Source organism: Desulfovibrio sp. (genome assembly GCF_014803725.1).
GTDB lineage: Bacteria > Desulfobacterota > Desulfovibrionia > Desulfovibrionales > Desulfovibrionaceae > Desulfovibrio.
Genome location: NZ_JAAVBE010000007.1, coordinates 1 through 20250, shown reverse-complemented (window position 1 = coordinate 20250; position 20250 = coordinate 1). Strand labels below are relative to the sequence as shown.

At 70.1% G+C, this 20250-nt stretch carries 20 protein-coding genes and 1 tRNA gene; 14 read left to right on the top strand and 7 right to left on the bottom strand.

Annotated features, from left to right (window positions below; all coding sequences use genetic code 11):
* Positions 1-135 precede the first annotated feature (135 nt).
* Both glpX and HDR50_RS02885 read left to right on the top strand, forming a co-directional pair.
* The gene (gene glpX, locus HDR50_RS02890; RefSeq protein WP_165078168.1) at positions 136-1119 is read left to right on the top strand and encodes a class II fructose-bisphosphatase; all 984 of its coding nucleotides are present in this window, start codon (positions 136-138) and stop codon (positions 1117-1119) included.
* Positions 1120-1132: 13 nt separating this feature from the next.
* A complete protein-coding gene (locus HDR50_RS02885) occupies positions 1133-1762 on the top strand; it encodes a serine/threonine protein phosphatase (protein ID WP_291355756.1) in 630 nt (209 codons plus the stop codon).
* A gap of 48 nt (positions 1763-1810) precedes the next feature.
* On the opposite strand, the gene cobM is transcribed toward HDR50_RS02885, so the two are convergent.
* The 4 genes from cobM to HDR50_RS02865 are packed head-to-tail and all read right to left on the bottom strand — an operon-like array spanning position 1811 to position 5985.
* Positions 1811-2614 carry a precorrin-4 C(11)-methyltransferase gene (gene cobM / locus HDR50_RS02880; protein ID WP_291355754.1) on the bottom strand — a complete coding sequence of 268 codons (804 nt, stop codon included), beginning with the start codon at positions 2612-2614 and terminating at the stop codon, positions 1811-1813.
* On the bottom strand, positions 2611-4038 hold the full coding sequence (gene cbiE, locus HDR50_RS02875) for a precorrin-6y C5,15-methyltransferase (decarboxylating) subunit CbiE (protein ID WP_291355752.1): 1428 nt from the start codon (positions 4036-4038) through the stop codon (positions 2611-2613). Before cbiE ends, cobM begins: the two co-directional genes overlap by 4 nt.
* A complete protein-coding gene (cbiD, locus tag HDR50_RS02870; protein WP_291355750.1) occupies positions 4035-5180 on the bottom strand; it encodes a cobalt-precorrin-5B (C(1))-methyltransferase CbiD in 1146 nt (381 codons plus the stop codon). The genes cbiE and cbiD overlap by 4 nt, the downstream gene beginning before the upstream one ends.
* Positions 5167-5985, bottom strand: coding sequence for a hypothetical protein (locus HDR50_RS02865; protein WP_291355748.1), 819 nt, complete (start codon positions 5983-5985; stop codon positions 5167-5169). The genes cbiD and HDR50_RS02865 overlap by 14 nt, the downstream gene beginning before the upstream one ends.
* A gap of 251 nt (positions 5986-6236) precedes the next feature.
* Between HDR50_RS02865 and HDR50_RS02860 the strand changes: the two genes are divergently transcribed.
* The 8 genes from HDR50_RS02860 (at position 6237) to trpA (ending at position 14859) form a co-directional block, all read left to right on the top strand.
* A complete protein-coding gene (locus HDR50_RS02860) occupies positions 6237-7235 on the top strand; it encodes an OmpA family protein (RefSeq protein ID WP_291355746.1) in 999 nt (332 codons plus the stop codon).
* Positions 7236-7328: 93 nt separating this feature from the next.
* Positions 7329-7889 carry a translation initiation factor 2 gene (locus HDR50_RS02855; RefSeq protein WP_291355744.1) on the top strand — a complete coding sequence of 187 codons (561 nt, stop codon included), beginning with the start codon at positions 7329-7331 and terminating at the stop codon, positions 7887-7889.
* 481 nt (positions 7890-8370) lie between these two features.
* Complete coding sequence (locus tag HDR50_RS02850; protein WP_291355742.1) at positions 8371-9876, top strand: anthranilate synthase component I family protein; 1506 nt, start codon at positions 8371-8373, stop codon at positions 9874-9876.
* A complete protein-coding gene (trpD, locus tag HDR50_RS02845; RefSeq protein WP_291355740.1) occupies positions 9857-11458 on the top strand; it encodes an anthranilate phosphoribosyltransferase in 1602 nt (533 codons plus the stop codon). Before HDR50_RS02850 ends, trpD begins: the two co-directional genes overlap by 20 nt.
* Positions 11448-12272, top strand: coding sequence for an indole-3-glycerol-phosphate synthase (locus tag HDR50_RS02840; protein WP_291355738.1), 825 nt, complete (start codon positions 11448-11450; stop codon positions 12270-12272). The genes trpD and HDR50_RS02840 overlap by 11 nt, the downstream gene beginning before the upstream one ends.
* Positions 12262-12891, top strand: coding sequence for a phosphoribosylanthranilate isomerase (locus HDR50_RS02835; RefSeq protein WP_291355736.1), 630 nt, complete (start codon positions 12262-12264; stop codon positions 12889-12891). Before HDR50_RS02840 ends, HDR50_RS02835 begins: the two co-directional genes overlap by 11 nt.
* Positions 12888-14081: a tryptophan synthase subunit beta gene (gene trpB / locus HDR50_RS02830; RefSeq protein ID WP_291355734.1), complete on the top strand. Its 1194-nt coding sequence runs from the start codon at positions 12888-12890 to the stop codon at positions 14079-14081. The genes HDR50_RS02835 and trpB overlap by 4 nt, the downstream gene beginning before the upstream one ends.
* Entirely contained in the window at positions 14068-14859 is a 792-nt protein-coding gene (trpA, locus tag HDR50_RS02825; RefSeq protein ID WP_291355732.1) for a tryptophan synthase subunit alpha, read from the top strand. Before trpB ends, trpA begins: the two co-directional genes overlap by 14 nt.
* Positions 14860-14939: 80 nt before the next feature.
* Here the strand turns inward: trpA and HDR50_RS02820 are convergent, their stop codons facing one another.
* Together HDR50_RS02820 and HDR50_RS02815 are read right to left on the bottom strand one after the other, a co-directional pair.
* Positions 14940-15776, bottom strand: a complete 837-nt coding sequence (locus HDR50_RS02820; protein WP_291355730.1) for an AMIN domain-containing protein — start codon at positions 15774-15776, stop codon at positions 14940-14942.
* Between the two features lie 76 nt (positions 15777-15852).
* Complete coding sequence (locus tag HDR50_RS02815; RefSeq protein WP_291355728.1) at positions 15853-16626, bottom strand: tetratricopeptide repeat protein; 774 nt, start codon at positions 16624-16626, stop codon at positions 15853-15855.
* Positions 16627-16772: 146 nt separating this feature from the next.
* Between HDR50_RS02815 and HDR50_RS02810 the strand changes: the two genes are divergently transcribed.
* Both HDR50_RS02810 and hypB read left to right on the top strand, forming a co-directional pair.
* The gene (locus HDR50_RS02810; RefSeq protein ID WP_291355726.1) at positions 16773-17126 is read left to right on the top strand and encodes a hydrogenase maturation nickel metallochaperone HypA; all 354 of its coding nucleotides are present in this window, start codon (positions 16773-16775) and stop codon (positions 17124-17126) included.
* A gap of 41 nt (positions 17127-17167) precedes the next feature.
* On the top strand, positions 17168-17830 hold the full coding sequence (hypB, locus tag HDR50_RS02805) for a hydrogenase nickel incorporation protein HypB (protein ID WP_291355724.1): 663 nt from the start codon (positions 17168-17170) through the stop codon (positions 17828-17830).
* A gap of 9 nt (positions 17831-17839) precedes the next feature.
* Here the strand turns inward: hypB and HDR50_RS02800 are convergent, their stop codons facing one another.
* A complete protein-coding gene (locus tag HDR50_RS02800) occupies positions 17840-18805 on the bottom strand; it encodes a peptidoglycan glycosyltransferase (RefSeq protein WP_291355722.1) in 966 nt (321 codons plus the stop codon).
* A gap of 199 nt (positions 18806-19004) precedes the next feature.
* Here HDR50_RS02800 and HDR50_RS02795 point away from each other — a divergent pair, with 199 nt between their 5' ends.
* Both HDR50_RS02795 and HDR50_RS02790 read left to right on the top strand, forming a co-directional pair.
* Positions 19005-19754, top strand: coding sequence for an SPOR domain-containing protein (locus HDR50_RS02795; protein WP_291355720.1), 750 nt, complete (start codon positions 19005-19007; stop codon positions 19752-19754).
* Between the two features lie 88 nt (positions 19755-19842).
* A tRNA-Thr gene (locus HDR50_RS02790) sits at positions 19843-19918 on the top strand.
* Positions 19919-20250: the final 332 nt, after the last annotated feature.

Here is a 20250-nt window from a genome sequence, read left to right as displayed (position 1 = left end):
CTGACGCGGCCGCGGGGCGCCCACCGGCGAGCGCCGGCCGGCTTTTTGCTTGAAGGGGGAGGCACCGTGGGCTATGCTTTGCGAAGCGGGCGGCATCCGCCCCATGCCCGCGCCATCCACGCCGAGGAGACCCACATGGCTGAAGCACCGGAACGCAACCTGGCCCTGGACATCGTGCGCATCACCGAAGCCGCGGCCCTCGCCTCGGCGCGCTGGCTCGGGCGCGGCAACAAGGAGGCCGGCGACGGCGCCGCCGTGGACGCCATGCGCGTCAGCTTCGGGAGCCTGCACATCGACGGCACGGTCATCATCGGCGAGGGCGAGAAGGACCACGCCCCCATGCTCTACAACGGCGAAAAGGTGGGCGAGGGCAAAGGCCCGCGCCTCGACGTGGCCGTGGACCCGGTGGAGGGCACCAATCTCCTCGCCTATGGCCGGCCCAACGCCATTTCGGTGGTGGCCGTGGCGCCGGAGGGCAGCATGTTCAACCCGGGCCCGAGCTACTATATGCAGAAGCTCGTGGTGCCCGCCGAGGCCCGTGACGTGGTGGATCTGGACGCGCCCGTGCGCGACAACTGCAACAACGTGGCCCGCGCGCTCGGCAAGAACGTGCAGGACCTTGTGGTCTTCGTGCTCGACAAGCCGCGCCACCAGCGCCTTATCGAGGAAATACGGGAAGTCGGTGCGCGCATCCAGCTCCATACCGACGGCGACGTGGCCGGCGCGCTCATGGCCGTGGACCCGCGCTCCGAGGTGGACATGATGATGGGCACCGGCGGCACCCCGGAAGGCGTGCTCGCGGCCTGCGCCATCAAGGCCATGGGCGGGCAGATCCTGGCGAGGCTCGATCCGCAGTCCTATGTGGAAAAAGAGGCCATCACCGAGGCCGGCATCGACCTTCGGGAAGTACTCACGGTGAACGACCTCGTGCGCAGCGACGACTGCTTCTTCGCGGCCACGGGCATCTCCGGCGGCGATTTCCTGCACGGCGTGCGCTACAGCGCGAGGCACACGGTGACGCACTCCATGGTCATGCGCGGCAAGACCGGCACCATCCGTTATGTGGAGTCCTTCCACAATATGGAAAGGCTCGGCAAGATCAGCGCCGTGCGCTACTGAGGCCCGGGGAACCATGGCGGCACATGCCTTTTTGCGCGCAGGGGCGCGGAGCTTGCGGCGCCTCGCCGGCGTGGGCTCAATGCTCGCCGCGGCCCTGGCGGTGACGCTCCTGCTCGCGCCCGGCCCGGTGCCGGCGGCCACGCCCCAGATGGAAGCCGCCATGGAGGCCGCCGGCCGCGCGCCCGCGCCCAAGGCCAAGGCGGCCAAAGCCGCCCGAACGCGCAGCGCCGGTAAGAAGGCCCAGACCCCCAAGGCCGAGCCCGCGCAGACCAATGTCTATGCCGGGCAACCCGCGGTGACGGAAAAGGAATTGCTCGCCTTCGCCGACCTGTTGCCCCGCTTCCGCGCCTGGGCGCGGGAGAGCCATGAGGAGGCGCACCCGGTGGTGCGGGCCGGCAAGGCGGACTTTCTCTATTCGCCCAGGGCCGCCGAATGGGTCACAGCGCAGGGCTGGCAGCCGGCACGTTTTTTTTGCGTCATGGGGCGGCTCGCCGCGGCGCTCGTCATCGTGGAGGAGGGCAACGACATGGGCACCCGCCCGGCCGACATGCCCTCGGTGGCCAACGACGAGCTCGAACTGGCGCGCCGCCACCTCGGCACCCTGCTTACCGCCGGGGGCGACGCGCCGCCCATCAGGCCCTGATTTTCAGCTCCGGCTCAGGAACTTTCTACCCTTTCCGTCAGGCCCGCTTCAGGAAAGCGGGCTTTCTTTTTCCGGCCGCCAGCCGTGGCGGAAGTCCGGCGCGTAGAGGCGCGAGCGCGCATCGCCGTCAGCGTCCTCACCGGGCAGGACGAGGAAGATGGTCTGGCGGTCAAAGCCGTTTTCCTCCACACAGGCGGCGAGCTCCGCGAGGGTGGTCCACACAAGGCGCTCGTCCGGCCAACCCACGCGCTGAGCGCAGACGACCGGCGTTTCGGGGGGCAGTTTCGTGCCCAGGTCTTCCACCATACGGCCTGCCGCCGGCGCCGAGAGGTAGACGGCCATGGCGCTCCCGTGCGCCGCCAGGGCGGCGAGGCTTTCCCGTTCCGGCACCGGGGTGCGCCCTTGTGCCCGGCAAAGGATGAGGCTTTGCCGGAGGCCCGGGATGCTGAAGCTCACGCCCGCGGCGGCCGCCGCCGCGCAGGCCGCGGTCACGCCCGGGATGACGCGCCACGGGATGCCGTCGCCGTCCAGCAGGGCGGTTTGCTCGCGCAGGGCGCCGTAGAGCGAGGGGTCGCCCGTGTGGACGCGCGCCACGCTGCCCCCGGCAAGGGCCGTCTCGCGCACGCGGGCGTGGCATTCCTCAAGGGTGAGCGGCGCCGAATCCACCACCGGCACGCCAGCCCGCGCGCAGGCCACCACGGCCGGCGGCACCAGCGAACCCGCGTAGAGCACGAGGTCGGCCTCCGCGATGGCATTGCGGCCCTTGATGGTCAGAAGTTCCGGGTCGCCCGGGCCGGCGCCCACAAAGGTCACGAGGCCGGGCGCGGGGTTTTGTCCCTCCTTTCCGCTCATTCCTTCGCCTCCTGCGTTTCCCTGCCTCCTGGCTTGCGCGCCGCCAGCAAAAAGACCGGGTTCAGCGCCGCGAGGTGCGCGTCCCTCCCCAGCGGGCGCGCCTCGGACGCCTGGATCTGCATGATTTCCAGCGGCCAGCCGCGTTTTTGGAGCCCCTCCCGGCAGAGCTGCACGCTCTCCAACAGGACGCAGCTTGCCACGAGGCGGCCGCCCGGGGTGAGGCGCCCGCAGGCCGCGGCGAGCAGGGCCGCGCCGTCCGCCCCGGAGAGGCCCCCACCGATGAAGATGCGCTGCGGCTCGGGGAGGTCGCGCAGGCAGTCCGGCGCGCGCCCGAGGCAGACCTCCACCGTGGCCGCGCCGAAGCGGCGCCGGTTTTCCTGGATGCCGATGGCGCGCCCGGGGTCGCGCTCCACGGCGATGACGCGCCCCTCGTGCGCCAGGGCCGCGGCCTCCAGCGCCACCGCTCCCGAGCCGGCGCCTATATCCCACACCGCATGGCGCGGGCCGATGGCGAGCAGCGAAAGCGCGGCCGCCCGCACGGGCTTGCGCGTGAAGCAGCCGTCCGTCGCCAGTTCCGCGTCGTCGATGCCGAGGCGCGGGCGGCGCACCGGTGCAGAGGGCACGAGGATGAGCACGCAGGCCGGCCCGAAGCGGGCGGAGACGGCTTCCGCGAGGCTGAGCGTGAGGCGGCTTTCGTCTTCTGCGCCCATGCGCTCGAAAACATGGGCCGTGAACCAGTCCACACCGCGGTCGAGCAGGTGACGGGCGATGACATCCGGCGTCATGCGCGCGTCCGTAAGGATGCAGAGCGGCGCGCCGCGCCCCGCCGCGGCATTGAGCGGCGCAAGGTCGTCGCGCCCGTGGAGCGAAAGGCAGATGACCTTGTGCCAGGGCAACGCCAGCCGCGCGCAGGCCGCCTGGAGGGAGCTCGCCGCGGGCACGACGCGCACGGCCTCGGCCCCGAGCTGGCGCGTCATGGTGGCCCCGATGCCGAAAAAGAGCGGGTCGCCACCCGAAAGCACGAGCACCTGCGCCCCGGCCGAGCGCAGGTTGGCGAGGCGCTGCAGCAGCGGCTCCAGCGGCAGGGTGAGCGGGATGCGGCGCAGCATGCGGCCCGTGGGCTCCGGCACCTGCTCGAGGAGGCGCCCGGGCGCGCACACCACGTCCGCGTCGTCGAGCAGGCGGCGCAGGGGCGGTGTCAGGGCGTCGTCCAGCGTCTGCGCGGTGCAATCCAGCCCGAGCACGGTGATGGGCTCGGGCCGCGCCGTGGAGGGCATGAAAACAAAAAGCGAGGAGCGCACCTGCCCCCTGTCCGGCCAGTCATTTTCGGAGTCCGGGGCGTCCGCGAGGGGCGCTTCGGGCGCCGGGCCGGCAGACCGGGCTTCTTGCGGGCTCAGGGGCACGAGGGGGAAGGGGCGTGTCATAGTGTCAAAAGCTCCCTGCCGTCGGTGTGAAAGAGATGGAGCGTCACCGCGCGCCCGGCGAAGCGCCGCGCCGTGGCTATGGCCCTGGCGCCCACCGCGGCGAGCGCCGCGTCTCGCGCCGGGTCGGCCAGCAGGAGCTCGAGCGCATGCGCGGCCGTGACGCAACGGGCCACTTGCGGCGCGCACGCGGCCCCGGCCTCAGCGCAGAGGGCGGCGAGCGCCCCCATGTCCAGCGGGGCCTCGCGGGCATGGGTATATTCCAGCCCCTGCGCCAGCTTGGCAAGTTTGCCGAAAAAACAGCCCCAGACAAGGCGCTCCAGCGGGAGCCGGCCGGCCTCTGCAAGCGAAAAGCGCGCGAAATCCGCGGCCTGAATGAAAGCCTGCTCCGGGAGTTCAGGGTAACGGTGCATGAGCAGCACTTCCGAGCGGCGCCCGGTGGAAAGGCAGACGGTGCGGCAGCCCGTGGCCCGCGCCACGGAAAGCCCCTGCGCCACGGTGGCCCGCCAGGCCGTGTGGCTGTAGGGGCGCACCGTGCCCTGCGTGCCGAGGATGGAAATGCCCCCCTGGATGCCGAGGCGCGGGTTGAGCGTGTGCCGCGCCAGTTCTTCGCCCCCGGGCACGCTGATGACCACCGTGAGCGCCGGCCCCTCGCCGGCCAGCTGGGAGAGAGCGTGAGTTAAGGCATAGCGGAGCTGGGCCTGCGGCCCGGGATTGATGGCGGCCTCGCCCACGGGTACGGGGAGCCCGGGCAGGGTGACGCGGCCCACGCCCGGGCCACCTTCAATACGGATACGCGGGGCGGGGGCCTCGGGCTGCAAAACAACGCTCGCCGTGATGAGGGCGCCGTTGGTGGCGTCAGGGTCGTCGCCGCCGTCCTTGCGGACGCGGGCGTACGCGGCGGGGGCGCCGGCGGGGCAGAGCTGGGGTTGCCCCGCGAGCTCGGGCGCCGGGCCGGGGGCGCAGGCGAGGACGGGTACGTCGAGCCACGCACGGGGCCCTTCGGCGATGGGGGGGAGGGGGGTGGGCACGCTTACCGGCGCCGAACCTTGGAGAAGGAGGCTCAGGGCCGCGAGGGCCGCGGCCGTGGCCGCGGTGCCGGTGGTGAAGCCTTCGCGCAGCGGCCGGCCCTCAGTGCGCGCCATCCGCCGCATCCAGCCAGACGCGCCCGCGCGCGAGCAGGCTCACCGGGCCGCTGATTTCCGCCGTGATGCGGCCATCGGTGTCCTCAAGGCACACCGCGAGCTCGGAGCCCGAGGGCTGGCGCAGCCGGCAGCGCCCAAGGGCCCGGCTCTCCGCCAGAGCCAGCGCAAGGGCCAGCGCCCCGGAGCCGCAGGCCTGTTCCGCCACGAGCGTGCCGGCGTCGCGCACATGGACCACCGGCACCATGCGGGCGCCCTCCGGCGTTGGCTGCCACCAGATGACGCCGGCGGCGGCTTCGCCGAGCAGGCCGGCAGCGGAAAGCGTTGACCGCGCCCGGGAGAGCAGGTCGGGCGCGGACGCGGCCTCCTCCAACGGCAGAAGGAGATGGCTGATGCCGGGAAGATGCACCACGATGCCGCCGGCATGGCTTTCCGGGCGGGTGGCCGCCGGCAGTTCAAGGCGCGCGCTGACATCCCAGCGGGGTTCGGCCCCGCGGACGGTGAGCGCCACCGGCCCCTCCCAGCCGGAAACGCGGATCTCGCCCCGCCACTCGCCGCCTTTCGGCGCCGCGCCAAGCGCGAGGAGCGCCCCGAAGGCCCGGCTCGCGTTGACGCAGAATTCGCCCCCGGCCATGCGCAGGCTGCGGTGGGCCAGCGAGACGGAGGCCGCCTGTTCCGCGCCGAGCACATCCTGGTCGAGTACGGCGCGTGCCCATGCCGCCTGCTCCTGCGGGCTTGCGCCGCTATCGTGCAGGAAGAGGGTGGTGTTGCCCCCACAGCTCCATTTGGAAAAAGTCAGTGCCGGCATGGGTTGTCCTTGAAGAAACGGCAAAAAGTATGCCCCATGCCTCCGCATGTGTCCAGCCGGCGCTTCTTCGGGGCAATGGCGGGGCAATGGCCGAATATGACTTGCGGATTTTTCCAAAGGGGCGTATACAGAACCTGTTGCCGCGTTCCGGCGAGCGGGGCGACGAGCCGGTTCACACTGGCGGGCAAACCGTGACAACTGTCGGTAAACAGGAACTGAGGCCGACACACAAACCGTTTTTGGGAGGCATCATGAAATCGCTTCGTCTTCTCGCCCTCGCGGCGGTTCTTGTGCTCGGGTACGCCGTTGCAGCCGCAGCTGCCACGCCGACCTGCAACAAGAAAATCAACAGCTTCGACTTCGTCGTGGACTATTCCGGCTCCATGATGATGCAGAACAAGCAGCTCAAGCAGGACAAGATCGTTGTCGCCAAGAACGTGCTGCAGCGCGTCAACGCGGCCATTCCTGCCCTCGACTATAATGGCGGCCTGCACACCATCACGCCTGACGGCGTCATCATCCCCCAGGGCCCCTGGGACCGCGCTGCCATGAGCGCCGGCATCAACAAGCTGAAGAGCGGCTTCCAGATTTTCGGCCGCATGACCAGCATGGGCAACGGCCTGCACAAGTATGAGCCCTTCATCAGCTCCATGCAGTCCCCCTCCGCCATCATCCTCGTGACCGACGGCGACAACAACCGCGGCGAGAGCGTGGTGGAAGTGGCCCGCCAGCTCTATGCCAGCCAGCGCGACCTCACCATCCACATCATCTCCCTTGCCGACAACGCCAAGGGCGAAGCCACCATCAAGGAACTGGCCGCTCTGAACCCCGGCAGCATCGTGGTGCGCGGTGAAGAGCTCGCCACCAGCGACGCCGCCGTTGAGCGCTTCGTGCTCTCCGTCTTCTGCCAGGACGAGGACGTCATCGTTCTGCGCGGCGTGCACTTCGCCTTCAACTCCTATGCGCTCGACAGCAAGGCCCAGGGCATCCTGAACGAAGCCGCCGTGCTCATCAAGGCCAATCCCAACAAGAAGGTGGTCCTGAAGGGCTGGACCGACTACATCGGCTCTGACGCCTACAACAAGGTCCTCTCGCAGAACCGCGCCAATGCCGTGAAGAACTACCTCGAGAAGCAGGGCATCCCGGCCAGCCGCATGACGGCCATCGGCTGCGGCAAGTCCTTCAAGTATGACAACCATACCGAGGAAGGCCGCTACATGAACCGCCGCGTCGAGATCTCCTTCGACTAGGCTGGACGACTGGCGACCAGCACTGATTCCGGCCGGGCGGCGCATGCCGCCCGGCCTTGATTATGTTCAAACCATCCTGACGCGAGGTAGCTGATGCGAAAAGCACTGGTGTTCGTTGTTGTCCTTTCCCTCATGGCCGGCGGCTGCGCCTGGTTCACAAGCTCTGAAGAAAGCGAGACCGTCACCCCCGCCGCCCCTGCCGAGGAGGCTGCGGCACCGGCTGCCGAGCCCGCACCCGCCGCGCCGGCCGCCAAGGCCCCGGCCAAGAAAGCCGCCACCAAGGTGGCCGCGAAGACCGCCGCCAGGAAGGGCGCCAAGTCCGAAGCCCAGATCAAGGCCGAACTGGACAAGATGGGCCAGAAGCTCGTCAACCAGTCCAAGCGCACCCTGTTGCCCAACAAGGCCAACAAGGAAGTGAAGAAGGTCGGCGGCGAGTATGTGGCGACCTATCTTGAGGTGGACACCAACAACGTGAGCACGGAAATGAAGCCCGGTGCCAACGGGCAATATGTGGGCTTCATCCGTTACCAGGAGCGCGTCTTCGAATGCCGCGGCGCCACGCGTCAGGCCGCGCTTTCCGCGCCCTGCACCCAGGTGCGCGCCCGCAACCTCAACGAGCTCATCCGTTACGACGGCAAGGAGTGGCAGGACTGATTCCTGCCGCACCTCTCTTCCCCCGCGCGGGCAGGCGCTTCGCGCCCTGCGCGGGGAGGGCGGAAAAAGATGGCCGGGGCCTTGTCCCGGCCGTTTTTCGTCTATTTGCCGCAAGGATTTCCGGGCTTTTGGCCCGTGTCCCCGCGCAGCGCTTGACAAGGGGCGCCGCTTGCGTCTAGGCTGCTTCAACGCGAACTGAACGAGGTCTTTATGTTTCCTGCCGCATCCGCATACCGCTCTTCCTGCCCGGGCACCACGCCTGCGGCGGCTTGTGGCGTTATGACGGCCGGCGTTGATGCCGGTCTTTCCTGCGGCAGCGTTTCCTCGTTCCGTCTCTGGTGGCGTTGCTCTCTTTTGTTGAAGGGAGTGGCGCGGGCATAGGCGTTCGCGGTTCAATCGGTGCATGGCAGCGCCGCCTCCCTTCGGGGGGCGGCGCTTTTTTATTCCCCTTTGCGGGCGCATCGCGCGCCGGAGAAGGAATATGAACACGGAGAAAGGCACGGTGACGATCCGCCAGCGGGCGCGCTGGCTCCCGGCGGACATGGACACACCCATCAGCCTCTGGCTCGGTATGGTGGGTTCTGGCGAGGGCATCCTGCTGGAAAGCGCCGAGGTGGACGGCCGCTGGGGCCGCTACAGCGTGCTCGGCTGCGACATGGCGCTCATCGCCTCCTGCCGGGAAGGGCGCCTCGCGCTGGACGTGCGCGACGAGCGCTTCGCCCCGCTGCGCGACCTCGAGGGCGCACCCTTTGTGGAAGGCTTGCGCGCGCTCATCGGCCGCATCCGCATCCTGCCCCCGGGGGGCAAGGACGGCCAGGTGCAGGACCTGCCGCCCATCACCCGCGCCCTCTATGGGTATTTCGGCTTCGGCATGGCCGGGCTCTTCCAGCCGGCGCTCGCCCCGGCGCTCCCCCCGGAGGAGGCCGAAGGCGCCCTGGCGCTCCCGGGCACGGTGCTCCTCTTCGACCATCTCTATCACCGGCTTTGCGAGGTCAGCCTCGGCGAGCACCGCGAGCCTCGTTCCGCCCGCGACGCGCCGGGCTGCGTGCCCATGCTGGCGCCTGGCGCGGGCGCCACGGCCGGCGGGGAGCGGTACAAGGCCATGGTGCGCCGCATCCGCGAGCTGTTGCGCCAGGGCGAGGCCATCCAGGTGGTGCCGTCCAACCGCTTCGCAACGCCCTTCGCGGGCGATGCCTTTGACTGCTACCGGCGCCTGCGCCGGCTCAACGCCTCGCCCTACATGTTCTGCATGCGCTTTCCCGGGATCACGCTCTTCGGCTCCTCCCCGGAGGTCATGGTGCGCTGCGAGGCGGGCAAGCTCACGCTCTCGCCCATCGCTGGTACGCGCCGCCGCGGGCGCACCGACGCCGAGGACGAGGCCATGGCCGCCGAACTGCTCGCCGACCCCAAGGAGCGCGCCGAGCATGTGATGCTGGTGGACCTCGGCCGCAACGACCTCGGCCGCATGGCGCGCCCGGGCAGCGTCGTGGTGGAGCGCTTCATGGAGGTGGAGCGCTTCTCCCATGTCATGCACCTCACGAGCCGCGTGACCGCCGTTCTCGGCGCCGCCGCCGGGAGCACCGGCGATGCGGAAGGCCGCAAGCCGGACGCCGTGGATGTGCTCGCGGCTGCCTTCCCGGCGGGCACGGTGTCGGGCGCGCCCAAGCGCCGCGCCATGGAGATCATCCGCGAGCTGGAAGGCGAGCCGCGCGGCCCCTACGCGGGCTGCATCGGCTGGATCGGCCTTGGCGGCGCGGACAGGGACGCCGCCACGCCCGAGGAGGCGGCGGCTCAGGTCAATCTCGACATGGGCATCGCCATCCGCTGCATGTGGCAGCGGGACGGGCAGCTCTTCTGGCAGGCCGGGGGCGGCATCGTTCACGATTCCGACCCTGAACTGGAATGGAAGGAAGTGCTCAACAAGTCTGCCATCATGCGCGCCGCGCTCGCCTGCGGGGAGGATGACCATGTTCCTGCTCATCGATAATTACGACTCCTTCACCTATAACCTCGTGCAGGCCTTTTACGGCCTCGGGCGCGCGCCTGTGGTCATGACCAACGACGACCCGGCCCTCCTGGATATGGCCAATGACCCGCGCCTTGAGATGGTCTGCATCTCGCCGGGGCCCGGGCGCCCGGAAAACGCGGGCCTCTGCCCGGAATTCCTGCGCCGCCTCGAGGCCCGTGAGCCCGCGGTGCCCGTGCTCGGCGTGTGCCTCGGGCACCAGTTGCTCGGGCTGCATGCCGGCGCCGAGATCACGCTTGCGCCCGAGGTGATGCACGGCAAGCAGTCCGACATCGTGCATGACGGCAAGGGCCTCTTCGAGGGCCTGCCGAACCCGCTCACCGTGGGCCGGTATCACTCCCTCGTGGTGCGCGTGGCCGGCGACGCCGCCGGGCGTGTGGAGGTGACGGCGCGCGGCCCCGAGGGCGAGGTCATGGCCCTGCGCTACCGCGACCGGCCCTGGGTGGGCGTGCAGTTCCATCCCGAATCCGTACTCACGCCGGACGGCGACCGCCTGCTCGCCAACTTCCCGGGCACGCTGGAGGCCGCCAAGGCCGCGTCGCCCGACATGGCGGCCATCCTCGACCGCCTGGCCGCGCGCGAAGACCTCACGGCCGATATGGCGGCCTCGGCCTTCGCCGCCCTCATGGACGGCCGGCTCACGGCCGCGCAGGCCGGCGGCCTGCTCATGGGCCTGCGCATGAAGGGCGAGAGCGCGCTGGAGCTGGCCCATGCCTCGCGCGCGGCGCTGGCCCGCGCCGTGGCCGTGGAGGGCATCGGGGGTACCTGCATCGACGTGGTGGGCACCGGCGGGGACGGGCGCCATTCCTTCAACTGCTCCACCGCCGCCTCGCTCACCCTGGCGGGCATGGGCTACCGGGTGGTGAAGCACGGCAACCGCGCCGTCTCCTCCACCTGCGGCAGCGCCGACGCGCTGGAGGCTCTTGGCGTGGACCTCGACGCCGACCCGGCAGCGGTGGCCGACTCCGTGGCGCGGCGCAACTTCGCCTTTCTTTTCGCGCCGCGCTTCCACCCGGCCTTCAAGAATATCGGGCCCCTGCGGCGCGAGCTTGGCGTGCGCACGCTCTTCAACATCCTGGGGCCCATGATCAATCCGGCGCGCCCGAGCCACCTGCTCATGGGCGTGGCCCGGCCCGAACTGGTGGAACTTGTTGCGCAGACCCTGCGTCAGACGCCGTTGCGCTGCGGGGCCGTGGTCTGCGGAGCCGGCGGCTATGACGAGGTGACGCCCATGGGTCCGGCCACCGTGGCCCTGCTGCGCGAGGGCGAAGTGCGCCCGCTGAAGCTCGACCCCGCGGATTTCGGCCTCGCCCACACCTGCCGGCCCCGCGACCTCGCCGTGCAGAACCGCGAGGAGGCCGTCGCCATCCTCAAGGAGCTGCTGGCCGGCCGCGGGCCCGAAGCCATGCTCGACATGGTGGCCCTCAACGTGGGTCTCGCCGTCTACCTGCTGGAGGACGGGCTCGACCTTGGCGAGGCCATGGCCCGCGCCAAGGAGGCCGTGCGTGCCGGTGCCGGCCGGGAGGTGCTCCATGCGGCTTGAGCGCTTCCGCGCCGCCAAGGCGGCGGAGGTTGCGGCCCTGCGCCGCGCCGCCGATGCGGGCGCATTGCCCCCGGCATGGGGCGCGCCCAGGCCGGACTTTGTTGCCGCCCTCACCGCGCGGCCCACAGCGGGGCCGCTCAACGTGGTGGCGGAATACAAGCGGGCCTCGCCCTCGAAGGGGGCGATCTGCGAGCACCTGACGGTCGAGGATGTGGCGCGGCAGTATGCAGATGCCGGCGCCGCGGCCCTGTCCGTGCTTACGGAAGAAGACTGGTTCCACGGGGAGCTTGCCTTCCTCGGGCGCGCGGCCCGGGCTCTGGAGGAAGCGGGCGCCCCGCGCCTCCCTCTCTTGCGCAAGGACTTCATCTTCGACCGCTTGCAGGTAGAGGCCACGGCAGCAACGCCGGCCTCGGCCCTCCTGCTCATTGTGCGCCTCACCCCAAAGCCGGCGGAGCTGCGCGCCCTGCGCGAGCAGGCGGAGGGCTACGGCATGGCCGCGGTGGTGGAGGTGTTCGACGCCGCTGACCTCGCTCTCGCCCGCGAAAGTGGCGCCCGCATCATCCAGGTCAATGCGCGCGACCTCGACAGCCTCAAGGTGGACAGGGATGCGCCGCTCACGCTCATCCGCGAGCACCCGCCGCTTTCCGGCGAAATCTGGATAGCGGCGAGCGGCATGGACAGCTTCGCGCATCTCCAGCAGGCGGCGGACGCGGGCTATGCCGCGGCCCTCGTGGGCACGGCGCTCATGGCCGGCGGCGAGCCCGGCGCGGCCCTTGGGCGTTTGCTCGCGGTGGAGGTGGCGAATGCGGATTAAGGTCTGCGGCTTGACGCGCCAGCGGGATGCGGACGCGGCAGCGCGCCTCGGCGCGGATTTCTGCGGCTTCATCTTCCACCCCGCGAGCCCGCGCTCTCTCACGCCGCAGGCGGCCGCCGCCATCGGCACGGCCGGCATGGCGCGCGTGGGCGTTTTCGTGGATCAGGGGGTGGACGAGATTATCGCCACCATGGAAGTGGCCCGGCTGGACTTCGCCCAGCTCCACGGCGCCCAAAGCCTGGCTTGCGCCGAACGCATCGGGTTCTCGCGCGTCATCCGGGTGCTCTGGCCCGAGCGCTATGCTTCGCGCGCGGAGCTTATGGCCGGCATGGAGGCCCATGCCCCGGCCTGCGCCTGGTTCCTGCTCGAGGCCGGGCGCGGGGGCGGGGGCAGCGGCCGGCCGCAGGACTGGTCCCGGCTCGTGGGCCTGCGTTCGCCCCGGCCCTGGCTGCTGGCGGGCGGCCTCACGCCCCTCAATGTGGCGTCTGCCGTGGCGGCCTGCGCGCCTGACGGCCTTGACTTCAATTCCGGCGTGGAGGAAGCGCCGGGCAAAAAATCCCCGGAACTACTGGCGGCCGCCTTGGCCGCCGCCTCCGGGGCCTCTGGGGAGCATATATGAGGAACGGCTATTTTGGAGAATTCGGGGGCCGCTTCGTGCCCGAGCTGCTCGTGCCGCCGCTTGAGGAGGTGGAAGCGGCCATGCGCGACATCATGCCCACGCCCGCCTTTCAGGAAGAATTGGGCACCCTGCTGCGCGACTATGCCGGCCGCGAAACGCCGCTGACGCATTGCCCGACGCTCTCCCGCGAGCTCGGCTTCGACCTCTGGCTCAAGCGGGAGGACCTGCTGCACACCGGCGCGCACAAAATCAACAATACCCTGGGGCAGGCGCTGCTCGCCAAGCGCATGGGCAAGCGCGCCCTGGTGGCCGAGACCGGCGCCGGCCAGCACGGCGTGGCGACGGCTGCGGCGGCCGCGCGGCTGGGCCTTGAATGCGCGGTCTACATGGGCGCCGAGGATGTGGAGCGGCAGTCGGCCAATGTGCGCCGCATGCGCCTCTTGGGCGCCGAGGTGCACGCCGTGGAGAGCGGCAGCCGCACCCTCAAGGACGCCATCAACGCCGCGCTCAGGGTGTGGATCGCCCGGCAGGAGGATACGCATTATTGCTTCGGCACGGCCGCGGGCCCGCATCCCTTCCCCCTGCTCGTGCGCGAGTTCCAGAGCGTCATCGGCCGCGAGACGCGCGCCCGCATGCTGGAGCTCACCGGGCGCCTGCCCGCGGCCGTGGTGGCCTGCGTGGGCGGCGGCTCCAACGCCATCGGCATGTTCCACCCCTTCGTGGAGGATGCGGAGGTCGCCATCATCGGCGTGGAGGCCGGCGGCAGCGGCGAGCCGGGCTGCCTCAACTGCGCCTCGCTCAATCTCGGGCGCCCGGGCGTGCTCCACGGCAGCCGCTCGCTCCTGCTCCAGACCGAAGACGGCCAGATCGAGCCCTCGGGCTCCATCTCCGCCGGGCTGGACTATCCCGGCGTGGGCCCGGAGCACGCCCATTTGCGCGAGAGCGGCCGCGCCCGCTACGAGATCATCACCGACGGCGAGGCGCTGGACGCGCTCGGGCGGCTGTGCCGGGCCGAGGGCATCCTGCCCGCGCTGGAATCCTCCCACGCGCTGGCCTGGGTCCTGGGCCACGCGGACGAATTCAAGCCCGGCGACCAGGTGGTGGTCAACCTCTCGGGCCGGGGCGACAAGGACATGGACATCATCGAAACGGCGCTCGCCGCCAGGGAGAAGACGCATGCACACGCTTGAAGCCAAGATCCGGGCCGCCAACGAGAGCGGGCGCCCGGCGCTCATCCCCTTCCTCACGGCCCATTTCCCGGACAGGGAGCGCTTCTGGACGGCCTTTGACGAGCTGGACGCGGGCGGCGCGGACATCATCGAGATCGGCGTGCCTTTCTCCGACCCGGTGGCGGACGGCCCGGTGGTGGAGGAGGCCTCGCGGCGCGTGCTCGAGGCGGGCTTTCACCTTTCCGACCTGCTGGCGGAACTGGCGGCCCGGCGCGAGGGCCGCGCCAAACCGCGGCCGGGCGACGCGGGCCTCGTGCTCATGGGCTATCTCAATCCCTTCCTGAGCTACGGGCTCGAGCGTCTTGCCAAAGACGCGGCGCGGGCCGGCATCGCGGGCTGCATCATCCCGGACCTGCCCCATGAGGAGGCCGCGCCGGTGCGCGAGGCGCTGGGTGCATCCGGCATCGCGCTCATCCCGCTGGTCGGGCCCAATACCAGCGAGCAGCAGATGGCGGCCTGCGCCGCCGACGGCGAGGGCTACGTCTATGTGGTGTCGGTCATGGGGGTCACGGGCGAGCGCGCGGCCCTGGCGCCGCGCGTGGCCGCGACCATGAGCCGCGCGCGGAGGGCGGGCAGGCTGCCACTGGCCCTGGGCTTCGGCCTGAGCCGGCCGGAGCAGCTTGAGGACCTGCCCGCCGAGGCGCGACCGGACGCGGCCGTTTTCGGGAGCGCCCTCTTGCGACATGTGGACGAGGGCAAAAGCGCCGGGGAATTCCTGCGCCGCTGGCTGAAAAACTGAAGGGCCGCGCGGAGAAAGGAAAGGGGAGGCGGCGCATGGGCCGCCTCCCCTTAGTGATGGCAATGGCGTTCCGACGCCGCTTACTGGTCCACGCGCACGTCCACGCCGTCGCCCGTCTTGGCCGGGATGACGCGGGCGGTGCGCGGCTTGCCCTTGAGGTCGATGACGATGCGGGTGCGACCGTCGAGGTCGCCCACGCGCACGGCGCTCACCAGCGGATTCTTGGGCACCGCCGGGGCCTTGACCTCCCAGTCGCCCTCGAGGTCGAGCACCACGCGGTCGGGATTTTCGAGGTTCATGCTCTTGTAACGCAGGGGGCCGTTGCCCGTGAGGCGCACCGTGGCGCCCGTGTCGCGCGCGAAGACCACAAAGCGCGTGATGGCGCGCGGGCCGGCGGCATGAGACTGGGCCGGGGCCTTTTCCTGGCTGGCGGCTTTTTTCGCCGGCGCGGCCGCAGGTTCGGGCGCGCGCGCCGGTGCGCTCGCGGCGCGGCGGGCCGGGGCTTCGGCCGGGGCGCTCGCTGCCGGCGCCTTGGGGGTCGCCTGCGCCGTGGCGGCCGCCGGGGGAGTGACCGGCGCCGGCGGAACAGCCTTCAGGGCTTCGGTGGCTTCCTTCTGCTCCACGGCGAGAGCCGCGGCAGCGGCCGCGGCGGCCTCGCGCTCGCTTTCGGCCGCGCGTTCCACGGCCTCCGGCAGGGCCGCGGGCGCCCGCGGCGCGTCTTCCTCAGGGCTCGGGACCCGCGCGGGCACGGGATATTCCGGGGCGGGCTCGGTCATGGGGGCATCGGCCACCACGCTCTGCTCGGCGCGCGCCGTGGGCCTGGGCTCGGGCGCGCGTCCGAGGCGCTGGTTGAGCAGGATGAGCGCCATGCCCAGGATGCAGACCGCCAGGATCAGGAAAAAAATGGTTTTGTTCATGCCGTGAGGCTCCTCGTTCTCCGCAGGCGTGGGCCGCGGATGGCCAGAGCAGGTTTCGGGGCAGGTTTCGGGCCGCTTACTGTTTACCGGGCGCCGCGGTGCGCCCCGGGCGCCGGCTCTCCTTGCGGATATGGGCGAGCAGGCGCGGGTATACCGGCTCCGCGCCGTCAAGGCGCATGGCCCTTTCCACATGGGCGGCCGCCTTGTCCCAGGCGCCCAGCGCGCAAAGGATGCGCGCGAGATTGAAATGCCCGTGGTCGTCGTCGGGCGAAAGCTCAAGGACGCGCCGCCCGCAGCGCAGCGCAATCTCGGGCAGGTCCTTCTTGCGCAGGGTGACGCCGAAATCGCGGAACATATGCTTGTGCGCGGGCACGATGCCGTCGGTCGTCTCGGCGATCTGCGCCAGCGCCTCAAGGGCGGCCTCGCGCTCGCGCGGGCGCGAAAGGCCGCGGATGGCCTTGCGGAAGCCGCCGCGCAGGTCGTTCTCTATCTGCTTGGCGCGGCGGGCGATCTCGAGCTCACGCAGGGTGTCGCCATTGAGCTCCGCCGCCTTTCGCGGCGCGGCGGTCTCGACCGTTTCCGGCACGCGCTCGGCATTGGCGATGTCGGGCAGCGCGATGGGCGCCACGAGGATGGACGGCTCGAGCTGGTAGCCGCTCTGGAGGCGCCCGACGCTGATAAGCCGCACGCGGGAATTGGGCTCCAGCGCGCCGTCCAGCTCCTGGATGGCGTAGTCGGCCGGGGAGAGCTCCCAGACGAAGAAGCGCGGCCTGCGGCCGGATCTGCCGCCCGCAGGCGCGCCGGCATCGGGCCGCTCGCTGTAGACGCCGAGGTATCGGGGCTGTCGCATGGCAGAAATGTACATTATTCGCCCCAAATAGCAAGATTGCCGGGCCGGGCCTCTCCCCGGGCGCGTTCCCGCGGGTCGGTGGCACGAAAAATGGAGATTTGTTACGGCGGCCTTTACGCGGCCCCGCGAATGGGCTAGCCTCGCGCATGCACGAAATGTCCGTCGCCATGAGCCTGCTTACGCTCGCCGAAGAGACGGCGGCCGGCCAGGGCTGCACGCGGCTCATGCGCGTCCGTGTGGAATACGGCGCGCTCGCGGGCATCATGCCCGAAGCGCTCGAACTCTGCTTCGAGGCGCTCACGCGCGGCACCGCGCACGAGGGCGCGGCACTCGAGCTCGTCTGCCTGCCGCTTCGGCTGCGCTGCGTGTTCTGCGGCACTGTGTTCGGGGGCGAAGGGCAGGAGGCGCGCTTTACGCCGTGCCCCGGCTGCGGCGAGGTGGCCGGGCATGTGGTGGAGCAGGGGAAGGAGCTTCTCCTGCGCGAGGTGGAAGCCAGTTGAACCGGGCGCCAGAGCCCATACGAGAGCCCAGGGAGGGCGTGATGCAGATCCCCGTTGTCCGCAATGTTCTGGAAGCCAACGACAAGATGGCGGCCGAGGTGCGCCGCGAGTTGGCTTCGCGCGGCATCCTCGCGCTCAACCTCATCAGCTCGCCGGGCGCGGGCAAGACGACCCTGCTCGAGCGTACCCTGCGCGACCTTGGCGGCGAATTCCGCATGGCGGTCATCGAGGGCGACCTCCAGACCGACAACGACGCCCGCCGCGTGGCCGCCACCGGCGCCCAGGCCGTGCAGATCAACACCGAGGGCGGCTGCCACCTCAACAGCAACCTCGTGCTCTCGGCCATGGAGCAGCTCGACCTTGCGGGCCTCGACATCCTCTTCATCGAGAACGTGGGCAACCTCGTCTGCCCGGTGGAATTCGATTGCGGCGAGGACGCCAAGGTGGCCATCCTCAGCGTGGCCGAGGGCGACGACAAGCCGGAGAAATACCCCCTGCTCTTCAATCTGGCGAAAGCCATGCTGCTCAACAAGGTGGACCTGCTGCCGCATGTGGACTTTGACACGGCCCGCGCCCGCGCCCACGCCACGCGCCTCAACCGTGACCTCGCCGTCTTCGAGGTCTCGGCGCGCGACGGCAGCGGCATGGAGGCGTGGTATGACTGGCTGCGCCGGATGCGCGAGGCCAAGCGGGCGCAGCGCTAGACGCGCGGCTCAGCGGCCGGAACTTCCCCGATAGGCCGCGAGGTCCACGAGCAGGGTGCCCGAGTCCGGCCTGAGGGTGATGGTGAAGATCTGCACGTCCGAGCGCGGGGCGTCGGCCTCCGTCAGGGCGGGGAGCTCCGCCGCCGGGGCGAGCATGAAGCTGGCCTCGCCGCGGCCGGCCTTGAGGAAGCGTTGCACGGTCTGGTCGAGCAGTTCGCGCTTCTGCTCCACCGAGAGGTCGGGCATTTCGGTAAAATTGATGTCCAGCCCGGGAAATTCCGCCTGCCACGGCGTCATGCCCTGGCCGTAGAGCACGGCCAGCAACCGCTCGAGCGTGGCCTGTTCCAGCGGGCGCCGCAGTTCCAGATGCTCCAGATATTCGTGGCCCATGGCCGCCGCATCGCTGGGCTCCGGCTCGGCCGCGCCGGGGATGAGCCGCGCGGCCCAGAGCTGGCCGGCGAAGCCAAGGCCCTCGAGGATGGCGTCATTGTCGTCGCGCGGGGCGTCCATGCTCAGCAGGGAGCACACATCGTTCATGGTCATGCCCGGCCGGAACTGCGAAAGCTCGCACACCGGGCGGCTGCCGGGCTGCGGCACGAGCTCCTGGATCTGGCCGTTCACATGGCGCGAGATGCCGTCCTTGAGGTCGAGGATCATGCAGGCCGTGTGCTCGCCGCAAAAGGTCATCCCCCGCGCCTCGCCCACGGGCACGGCGGGGAAGGCCCAGAGCTCGAGGCCCGTGTCCACGCGCATGTCGGCCACGCCGCCCGGGTTCTCCACCTCGGCGCGCTGGCCCGGCGCCATGTCGAGCCGCAGGAAGAAGACCTTTGGCCCGGAGCGGAAGCGGATATTGAGCATGTCCTGCCGGGTCTGGTTGCCGATGCTGAGCTCCGCCGCGGCGCCGGCCGCGCGGGGCAGGGCAGGGAGGAGGGCGAGGATCAGGGCGGACAGAAAGACGCGGGACAGGATGGACATGGCAGGCTCCAAAAGCGCGTTTGGCGCAAGTATACCAGAGGTCCGGGGAAGGCTGTCAAGCAGGGCCGCGCACGCCGGCGTCCGCTTTACGCCGGGGGCAGCGGCTGCTATGCTTGGGCCGCATTTTTTCGGCCTGCCGGAACGGCGTCCTAGTGCCCCGGGCCGGTGACGAGCCTTTAGCGGAACCCGAGAGACCGAGATGCCCGCAAGTCCTGCCCAAAGCGGCGCCCGAAGCGCCGGGCGAACGCCCTTTTTACGGCTGCGCTTTTCGTCGCTCCTGGCGCTGGCCTTTCTGGGCGTGGCGGCCATCGCGCTCGCCTATGTGGGCGGCGTCATGACCGGCCGCGCCTCGGCCAGCGCCGAGCGCCGCCTGGCGTCGCTGGAGGCGGGGCGGCCAGCGCCCGCGGCCGTGGCGCCGGCCGGCGCGGCCGCATCCCCCCCTGCACCCGCGCAGGACGGCCCCGGCATCCTCTCCCCGGAAGAACTGCGTTTTGCCCGCGCCCTGCGCAATGAGGACGGCGCGCCGGAAGCGCCGCCGGTGCCACAGCGCCCTGCCGTGCAAAGCGTGTCCCCTGGCGCGCAGGCGCCGGCAGAGGCGACAACGCCTCCCCCGGGGCAGCCGGCGGCCATGCCGGGCGCGGCTCCTGTACTGCCGGCGGCCGAGGCCGCCACAGCGCAGCCCGTGGCGCCCGCTGCCGCGCCTGCCGGCCCCATGCAGGATTATGTATTCCAGGTGGGCGCCTTCCGCGATGAGGACAGCGTGGACAACCTGCGCCAGCGCCTCGAGGGCCGCGGCCTGCGCACGCGCATGCAGCGCGAGGGCAAGCTCTATGTGGTGCTGGTGCTGTTGCGCGGCGATGCGGCGCGCGCCGAGGAAGTGATGCGCATCGCCGAGGAATTGCGCCTTGGCAAGCCCATGGTGCGCAGCCGCAAGCCCGTGACCCGCTGAACCGGCCCCGCGCGGTGCGCCACCTGCGGGAGCAACTTGACAGCGCGCCGGTTTTTTGCCACAAGTGCCCGGTACAGGCTCACGCCACGCCAGCTTAGCTCAGTTGGTAGAGCAGCTGATTCGTAATCAGCAGGTCAAGAGTTCAAGTCTCTTAGCTGGCTCCAGCGATTGCAAGGACTTACGGTTATTGCCCGTGAGTCCTTTTTTCGTGAAATCCCGATTTGTCCCCATTTTGTCCCCATTTCGTTTTTAATAAGCGGGCGCGCAAGTTGGCACTCTTTTGCGGATAAAATGGCACAAGGTGAGCCGCAAAAAAACGCCGGGCGGAAAAATTGGCCCGGCGGTTTTTTGGTTTTTTTAGACCTCCTGCTTTTCTCCTAGATAGTGTCGTCATTTCTCTTTTAATTTATGTAGCTTTCTGCTATCCTTTTCCAAAAGGAGGTAGACATGGAAACTGCACATCGTCGCCACGATATATCTGACAAGGTTTGGGAGC

Coding starts and splice junctions, on each gene's coding strand:
- glpX (WP_165078168.1), top strand. CDS start 136: ATGGCTGAAGCACCGGAACGCAACCTGGCCCTGGACATCGTGCGCATC.
- HDR50_RS02885 (WP_291355756.1), top strand. CDS start 1,133: ATGGCGGCACATGCCTTTTTGCGCGCAGGGGCGCGGAGCTTGCGGCGC.
- cobM (WP_291355754.1), bottom strand. CDS start 2,614: ATGAGCGGAAAGGAGGGACAAAACCCCGCGCCCGGCCTCGTGACCTTT.
- cbiE (WP_291355752.1), bottom strand. CDS start 4,038: ATGACACGCCCCTTCCCCCTCGTGCCCCTGAGCCCGCAAGAAGCCCGG.
- cbiD (WP_291355750.1), bottom strand. CDS start 5,180: ATGGCGCGCACTGAGGGCCGGCCGCTGCGCGAAGGCTTCACCACCGGC.
- HDR50_RS02865 (WP_291355748.1), bottom strand. CDS start 5,985: ATGCCGGCACTGACTTTTTCCAAATGGAGCTGTGGGGGCAACACCACC.
- HDR50_RS02860 (WP_291355746.1), top strand. CDS start 6,237: ATGAAATCGCTTCGTCTTCTCGCCCTCGCGGCGGTTCTTGTGCTCGGG.
- HDR50_RS02855 (WP_291355744.1), top strand. CDS start 7,329: ATGCGAAAAGCACTGGTGTTCGTTGTTGTCCTTTCCCTCATGGCCGGC.
- HDR50_RS02850 (WP_291355742.1), top strand. CDS start 8,371: ATGAACACGGAGAAAGGCACGGTGACGATCCGCCAGCGGGCGCGCTGG.
- trpD (WP_291355740.1), top strand. CDS start 9,857: ATGTTCCTGCTCATCGATAATTACGACTCCTTCACCTATAACCTCGTG.
- HDR50_RS02840 (WP_291355738.1), top strand. CDS start 11,448: ATGCGGCTTGAGCGCTTCCGCGCCGCCAAGGCGGCGGAGGTTGCGGCC.
- HDR50_RS02835 (WP_291355736.1), top strand. CDS start 12,262: ATGCGGATTAAGGTCTGCGGCTTGACGCGCCAGCGGGATGCGGACGCG.
- trpB (WP_291355734.1), top strand. CDS start 12,888: ATGAGGAACGGCTATTTTGGAGAATTCGGGGGCCGCTTCGTGCCCGAG.
- trpA (WP_291355732.1), top strand. CDS start 14,068: ATGCACACGCTTGAAGCCAAGATCCGGGCCGCCAACGAGAGCGGGCGC.
- HDR50_RS02820 (WP_291355730.1), bottom strand. CDS start 15,776: ATGAACAAAACCATTTTTTTCCTGATCCTGGCGGTCTGCATCCTGGGC.
- HDR50_RS02815 (WP_291355728.1), bottom strand. CDS start 16,626: ATGCGACAGCCCCGATACCTCGGCGTCTACAGCGAGCGGCCCGATGCC.
- HDR50_RS02810 (WP_291355726.1), top strand. CDS start 16,773: ATGCACGAAATGTCCGTCGCCATGAGCCTGCTTACGCTCGCCGAAGAG.
- hypB (WP_291355724.1), top strand. CDS start 17,168: ATGCAGATCCCCGTTGTCCGCAATGTTCTGGAAGCCAACGACAAGATG.
- HDR50_RS02800 (WP_291355722.1), bottom strand. CDS start 18,805: ATGTCCATCCTGTCCCGCGTCTTTCTGTCCGCCCTGATCCTCGCCCTC.
- HDR50_RS02795 (WP_291355720.1), top strand. CDS start 19,005: ATGCCCGCAAGTCCTGCCCAAAGCGGCGCCCGAAGCGCCGGGCGAACG.